The organism is Nocardia sp. NPDC005978 (assembly GCF_040614455.1).
GTDB lineage: Bacteria > Actinomycetota > Actinomycetes > Mycobacteriales > Mycobacteriaceae > Nocardia.
In genome coordinates, this window is the sequence record NZ_JBEXUS010000213.1 from 1 (window position 1) to 5,084 (window position 5,084).

General features: G+C 69.9%; 4 protein-coding genes and 1 pseudogene. 1 reads left to right on the forward strand and 4 read right to left on the reverse strand.

Annotated elements, in window-relative coordinates; all coding sequences use genetic code 11:
• Positions 1 to 407 precede the first annotated feature (407 nt).
• Positions 408 to 1,196 (forward strand): annotated as a pseudogene (locus tag ABZ319_RS40005) (lipase family protein); the annotation flags it as partial.
• A 19-nt stretch (positions 1,197 to 1,215) separates the two neighbouring features.
• Here ABZ319_RS40005 and ABZ319_RS40010 read toward each other — a convergent pair.
• From ABZ319_RS40010 to ABZ319_RS40025, 4 genes are all read right to left on the reverse strand, one after another.
• Positions 1,216 to 2,586, reverse strand: a complete 1,371-nt coding sequence (locus ABZ319_RS40010) for a helix-turn-helix domain-containing protein (protein ID WP_354991813.1) — start codon at positions 2,584 to 2,586, stop codon at positions 1,216 to 1,218.
• Positions 2,587 to 2,717: 131 nt separating this feature from the next.
• Positions 2,718 to 3,221 carry a L,D-transpeptidase gene (locus tag ABZ319_RS40015; RefSeq protein ID WP_354991814.1) on the reverse strand — a complete coding sequence of 168 codons (504 nt, stop codon included), beginning with the start codon at positions 3,219 to 3,221 and terminating at the stop codon, positions 2,718 to 2,720.
• 182 nt (positions 3,222 to 3,403) lie between these two features.
• Positions 3,404 to 4,573, reverse strand: a complete 1,170-nt coding sequence (locus ABZ319_RS40020; RefSeq protein ID WP_354991815.1) for an MlaD family protein — start codon at positions 4,571 to 4,573, stop codon at positions 3,404 to 3,406.
• 301 nt (positions 4,574 to 4,874) lie between these two features.
• On the reverse strand, positions 4,875 to 5,084 hold a 210-nt coding region (locus tag ABZ319_RS40025), incomplete at its 5' end, for a hypothetical protein (protein ID WP_354991816.1).

Consider the following 5,084-nt stretch of genomic DNA (forward strand, 5'->3'; position numbering starts at 1 on the left):
GCCGGGCATACCCACCGCCGCCGCCGGGCGGACCGCCCGGCGGCGAGCGCCCCTGCCCGAGAGGAACCACCATGACCATCGGCGATTCGCTGGCCGAACCGCTGCTCCGGAACGACGCCGATCCGGACCCGGGCAGACCGCTGCTCCCGGACGCCGATCCGTTCTACCTGGCTCCGGAGGCGCTGGGAGCCTTCGCTCCCGGCGCCGTATTGCGCACGCGCGCGGTGCGATTGGCCCTGTTCGGGCTGATACCCCAGCGGGTGGCCGCGTGGCAGCTGCTCTACCGCACCACCGATCTGCGCGGCGCGCCCGAGGCGGCGGTGACCACGGTCCTGCTGCCCGCGGGCGCCGACCCGGGCGATCGCCCGCTGCTGTCGTTCCAGTGCGCCATCGACGCGGTGGCCCCGATGTGCTTCCCCTCCTACGCATTACGCCATCGCGCCCGGGCCGCGGGCTCGATTCCGCAGATCGAACTGCCGCTCATCATCAGTGCGCTGGAGCGGGGCTGGGTGGTCTCGGTGCCCGATCACGAAGGGGCCGGCGGTCATTTCGGGGCCGCGCGCGAACCCGGCCATCGCGCGCTCGACGCGGCCCGGGCCGCCCTGCGCTTCGCCCCGCTGGGTCTGCGGGCCGAGACCCGGGTCGGCCTGCTCGGCTATTCCGGGGGCGGGCTCGCCACCGCCTGGGCGGCCGAACTCGCCGCCGAGTACGCACCCGAACTCGACATCGCGGGCGCGGTCGCCGGTTCGCCGGTCGGGGATCCGGCAGCGGCGTTCGTGCGGCTGAACGGCTCACCCTTCGCGGGCTTCGCCATGGTCTTCACCGCCGCCCTGCGCCGTGCCTATCCGCAGCTGGAACTGGTGCTGCGCGAACATCTTTCGGCCGCGTATCTGCGCCTGCTCGAGCGCGCGGAGACCACCGCCACCTTCCCGCTGCTGGCCCGGTTCGCCGGGCGCGACGCCGAACGCCATGCCGGAGCGGGACTGGCGGCTATGCTCGCGCATCCGCACCTGCGCGCGGTGCTCGACGAGATCCGGCCCGGCGCGCAGGCGCCGGACATGCCGTTGTTGGTGGTTCAGGGGGTCAACGACGAGGTCATCGCCGTCGCCGACATCGACGCCCAGGTGCGGCGCTATCTCGACCTCGGCGCGGACGTGCGCTATATCCGCGATCGGCTGAGTATGCATCTGCCGCTGCAATTCCTGGCCGCGCCGCTCATGTTCGATTGGCTGGCGGACCGCTTCGCGCATCGTCCGCCGGACCCGGCCGGGATTCGGACGGTGTGGTCGGTGGCGCTGACCCGGCCGGCGCTGGCGGGGCATCTGGCCTTCGCCGCGACGCTGACGCGGATGGCGGCGGGTCGCCCGCCCCGGGCCGATCGTAGGACCGCGCCACCAGCGCCGAGCGCAGATACCACAGTCCCGAGGATTGGGCCGGATCGAAACCGGTGAGCAGCGCGATGCGCTTGAGCCGGTAGTCCACCGTATTGGCGTGCACCCCGAGCACCCGGGCGGTGCGCTTGCGATTGAGGTCGTTGGCGATGTGGCGGCGCAGGGTTTCCAGCAGTTCGGGGTGCTCGTCCAGCGGATCCAGTAGCGCGCCGAGGTATTCGCGCCCGGGACCCGGCCGGGTCAGCTGGTACTCCATGGCAAGGTCGTCGAAGTTGTAGAGGCCCGGTGCGCAACCGAGGCGGTGCACCAGATCCAGGAGCTCGTGCCCCTGGTCCGCGGCCGCGGGTATCGCCGCGGTCGCGGTGTGCAGGGCGATGGCGGTGATCGGCACCTGGGCCGCGACGGACAGTGCGAGCACGAGTGATTCGAGATCTGCTGCGACGATGGCGGATTGGGGCAGCAGCACGGTGCCGCCGTCGGTGCCGAGCAGCGCCAGCGCGCGCCCGGCGCAACGATCGGCGAGCTCGGACTGCAGTCGGCGCAGCTTGCGCCGGGCCACGACCTTGGGATCGGTGGCCGGATCGGATTCCCCGACGTGCGCCGGAATGCCGAGCGCCAGTACGTGATACGCCTCGTCGATCTCCACCCCGCCGGCCCGTGCCATGGTCGCGGCCGAATGCCCGGCCAGCAGCGCCGAGGTGACGGTGTGCACGGCGCTGTGATGTTCGGCCGCCACCGCCCGGTGCTCGCGCACGTACGCGACCGCGAACGCGGTGCCGACCATGGCCTGCACCTCCATGAGTCGGCGGGCCGTCTCCGCTATGCGGTCGTATTGTTCCGGGCCCGCGGAGTCCACGATGAGATCGAAGCCGAGGGCGAAACCGTCGTGTACCGCACGGTGAATGGTGCCGATCGGAATGCCCTCGCGCGCCCAGTCGGCGCCCGCGCGGCGCAGGCGTTCGAGTTTGGCGCCGCCGTCGCGGCCCTCGAGCACCGCGGCCGCGAGTTCGAGGCAGGTGCGGGTCACCGCGGTGACATCGCCGCGCAGGGCGTCGCCGGGCAGCGTGCCGCAGGGCGCCACGTGTTCGGCGAAATGCGTGACGAGCGTGCGGGACAGGGTGCGAGCATCGTGTAGAGGAGTCGAAATGGCGGTCGCGGCAACCCGTTCCGGCACGGCGGTGGTCGATCTCGTCATCTACGGCTCCACACTTCGATCAGGGAACGCTAGCGTTCCTACTGGTGCGTAACTGTAATGGCGGTCACCGTGCACGGCAAGGGAAAGCCCCCTCCCGGCGAGCGGAAGGGGGCGGGTGCGCGAGTGCCGGGTTAGACCACGACCTCGACGACGTCACCGGTATTGAGATGCTGGAAGAATTCCTTCGCCCCATCCGGTGTCATGCGAATACAGCCGTGCGACTGCTTGTCCACGGGACCGATGTGAAAAGCGATGTCGCCGTTGAAGAAGATGGCGTATTCCATCGGCGCGTGATGCATGGTGCTCCAATGGAACGCCCGCTTGAATGCCACATTGAACACGCCCGGCGGTGTTTCGAAACCGGGCATTCCATGCGAAATGGGCGTGGGACCGAAAACAACCTGGCCCTTGTCCATCAGCCAGGCCTCATTCGTGCTCAGCCGCAAGCACGCCCGCGCCTTCTCCGAGCACGGCGCGGTGACCGGCACGGTGGGAACGATCGCGGGCATGCCCGGAACCTCCGGCCCGCCGGGCCACAGCGGCTCGGCCTGCGCGGGAGCCGCCACCAGACCGGCGGACGCGACACCGGCCAGGACGGCCGTGCGGGCCGCCAGGCCGAGGGAACGCTTGCTCATCATCGAGTCGTCTGACCTCTCTAGCCTTGCCCGCCACCCTGTTCGATGGAACTGCCGACCAGGGCGGCGGGACAATTACATGGGCACGAGCATTGGGACCACCTGGCGGTACCACGGGACCATTCTGCGGGCTCGATTCGGAAATTCGCGGGATGAACCCGCGAGCCGACACGCGGAGATCGTCAGCGCACCGGCAGTGGCGTGCGTTCGTTCGGGTCGGCCCCGGTCGGCATTTGCGCGCCGTTGTTCGGGATATCGGGACGGGGCGCATTCCCCGAACCCCGAATCTGCTGTTCCGGCGGCGGATTCACGCAGTAGTTCCAGCTCGGGAACGTGCCGTCGGTCGCCTGCTGCAGGGGGGTCGTCCTGGCGGTGTAGTCGCACCACGGCCGCGGCCAGGCATCGAGGATGGTGTGGAACTCGTTGTCGTGCGCCGGAACTCCCATGGCGGAGGTGCCGACCACCAGCCCCGGGAACAGCGCCCGCAGCGCGGGGGTGCGCAGCAGCGCGCTGGTGACGATGGCACTGAGCGTATGCGCCAGCTGCTCGATGGGTTCCTCGTTGCGGGTCAGGGTGGCCTCGGCGATGGCGAGCTGACCGGGCGCGTCCGCGAGCAGCTGTCGCAGTTCGGCGTTGGCGCCGTTGGCCTGATCGACCAGGACGCGCGAATTACGGGTCAGCGTGCCCAGATCCGGTTGCGCGTGGCTCGAGGTGTCCGCGATCACGCGCAGATTCTCGATGAGACTGGTCGTCTGCGGCAGCAGGTTGTCCAGGCCGGTGGTGGCCAGGCTGATGCCTTCCACGAGGTGCCGGAGCTGTTCGGGCCCGCCGCTGAGCGCGACGTCGAGTTCGTTGAGGATCACCGTCAGTTTGTTCGGGTCGATCTGCGCCAGCAGGGCGCTGGTGTTGTCCAGCGCCGACCAGATGGGCACGGGGGTGGTGATGCGCTCGGGATCGAAGCGGATCACCGTGCCGTTCGACAGGTACGGCGCGGCATCGGTATTCGGCCGGAAGTCCAGGTACTGCTCGCCCGCCCCCGACAGCCCGCCCACGTAGACGGCGGTGTCGGCGGGAATGTCGTACCGCCGGTCGATCTCCGCGACCGCGGCCACTTCCGCGCCACCGTCCACGAGCTGGATCTGCCGGATCTTGCCGACCCGGTAGCCGCGCCAGGTCACGTCGTTGCCGGACTGCAGTCCACCCGACTTATCCAAATGCACTGTGACGGCGAAGGTATCGCCCGGCGGTCGCACCCGCGCCACCCCGAAGGCCAGATACGCCCCGCCCAGGAGCATGATGCTCACCAGGGCGACGTTGGACAGCAAGGTCTTGTGATCACGCAAAATGCCCACGGGCCCGCCTTCATCGCCGATCACGGACAACAGGTTCGGTGCACAGCAAACTCTTGGCGAAACTGCGGGCAATCTTAAATCACCCCGGTGTGATCCGGCGCAGGAACGCGGTCACAACGGGGGTGGCGGGGCCGGTGCGGGTGCGCCCGGGCGGCGCGAGAGCGGCATGACACGCGTACGTACCCCTCGCACATACGCGGACATGACCGACGGGACGCCGGGTCCGGGGATCTGCCCATCACCGATGGTGGCGTCCGGGACACAGCCTGTCAGGCGCCGATAAATAAGGAATAAACGTTCTCTATTGTGCGATCGGCACGGCGGCGGCGGGGTTGAACAGCGTGCTCAGGGTGGGTGGCGGCAGGCCCGCCCGGCGGAAGACGGCGGCGGCCTCGCCGGCGTCCAGGTCGGCTTCGCGGGTCGCGGCGCGGGCGGTGTTCGCGGGGGCGCGGAGGACCAGGGGCCGGGGGCGGTCCAGCGGATCGGGCGGGGAGGGGAGGCGATGCAGCGC

Coding starts and splice junctions, on each gene's coding strand:
- ABZ319_RS40010 (WP_354991813.1), bottom strand. CDS start 2,586: ATGACGAGATCGACCACCGCCGTGCCGGAACGGGTTGCCGCGACCGCC.
- ABZ319_RS40015 (WP_354991814.1), bottom strand. CDS start 3,221: ATGAGCAAGCGTTCCCTCGGCCTGGCGGCCCGCACGGCCGTCCTGGCC.